Consider the following 1447-nt stretch of genomic DNA (forward strand, 5'->3'; position numbering starts at 1 on the left):
CTAGTGTTCTGAGTTAGAAATTCATTGAAAGATGTCAATCCCGTACTAAAGTGTCTTGTATGGCACTTGATACGGGAGGTAACGATGAGCGGACGGCCCAAAGGAGAACTCGTGCTGAGCGAATCGGAACGCGAACAACTGCAAGCGCTGACGATGCGACGCAAGACGGCACAGGCCCTGGCATTGCGGGCGCGCATCGTACTGGCTTGTGCCGATGGTATGGATAACAAGACAGTTGCGGCGAAACAGCGGGTCACTCAGCAAACGGTTTCGAAGTGGCGGGCGCGGTTCGTGATCCACCGTCTGGACGGACTGCTTGATGCGCCTCGGCCCGGCGCGCCGAGAACGATCGATGACGCGCGCGTCGATGCTGTCATTGCGAAGACGCTCGAGTCCGTTCCTGTCGGAGCTACTCACTGGAGCACGCGCACGATGGCTCATGAGATGAAATTGTCGCAGACCGCAGTCACGCGAATCTGGCGTGCTTTTGGTTTGCAACCGCATCGGCAGGAAACGTTCAAGCTCTCCAGCGATCCGATGTTCGTCGACAAGGTGCGAGATATCGTCGGGCTTTATCTGGATCCGCCGCTCAAGGCCATGGTGCTGTGCGTGGACGAGAAGAGCCAGATTCAGGCGCTGGACCGCACGCAACCCATATTGCCACTGGCACCCGGCATCGCTGAGCGACGCACGCATGATTACATGCGCCACGGCACGACCACGCTGTTCGCTGCGCTGGACATTGCTACTGGTGAAGTGATCGGGGAGGTACATCGGCGCCATCGCAGCAGCGAATTCCTGCGCTTTCTGCGTACCATCGAAGCCAGCGTGCCATCCGGTCTGGATGTGCATCTGGTGATGGACAACTATGGGACGCACAAAACACCCTCGATCAAAGCCTGGTTCGCTCGCCATCCTCGCTTCCATGTTCACTTCACGCCCACTTCGGCGTCGTGGCTTAATCAGGTCGAACGCTGGTTCGCCACGCTCACTGAAAAATACCTTCGACGCGGCACGCATCGATCGACACGTCAGCTTGAAGACGCGATTCGTCATTACCTGGACACCTATAACGCTAATCCCCAGCCGTTTGCCTGGAGCAAGTCGGCTGACGAGATCCTGGCCAGCCTCGAACGGTTTTGTGTGCGGGTTCGTAAGGCCGCGGGAGTAGCACCATGAAAATCAATACCGATGCAATTGATGAAGTCGCCCTGGCACTCCTCTACCTGACCCTGCATGATCGATACCGCGCATGGAAGGGTTTCGACTGGGATGTGCTAAATCGGCTCTACGAACGCGGCTTCATTGATGATCCGGTCAACAAGACGAAATCCGTGATCTTTACCGAAGAAGGGTTGCGCGAGTCCGAGCGGCTTTTTAATCAGCATTTCGTCATTTCGGATAGAGCGGAAGATTGATTCAACGAACTTCTAACTCAGGACACTAG

2 protein-coding genes are annotated in these 1447 nt (G+C 56.2%); both read left to right on the forward strand.

Translation table 11 applies throughout. The features are described from left to right. Positions 1–84: 84 nt before the first annotated feature. Entirely contained in the window at positions 85–1179 is a 1095-nt protein-coding gene (locus AC3WLT_RS37125) for an IS630 family transposase (protein ID WP_492596519.1), read from the forward strand. Further along, entirely contained in the window at positions 1176–1418 is a 243-nt protein-coding gene (locus AC3WLT_RS37130) for a DUF6429 family protein (protein WP_429259590.1), read from the forward strand. Before AC3WLT_RS37125 ends, AC3WLT_RS37130 begins: the two co-directional genes overlap by 4 nt. Positions 1419–1447 lie beyond the last annotated feature (29 nt).

This window comes from Paraburkholderia sp. FW306-2-2C-D06C (assembly GCF_058781505.1).

Coding starts and splice junctions, on each gene's coding strand:
- AC3WLT_RS37125 (WP_492596519.1), top strand. CDS start 85: ATGAGCGGACGGCCCAAAGGAGAACTCGTGCTGAGCGAATCGGAACGC.
- AC3WLT_RS37130 (WP_429259590.1), top strand. CDS start 1,176: ATGAAAATCAATACCGATGCAATTGATGAAGTCGCCCTGGCACTCCTC.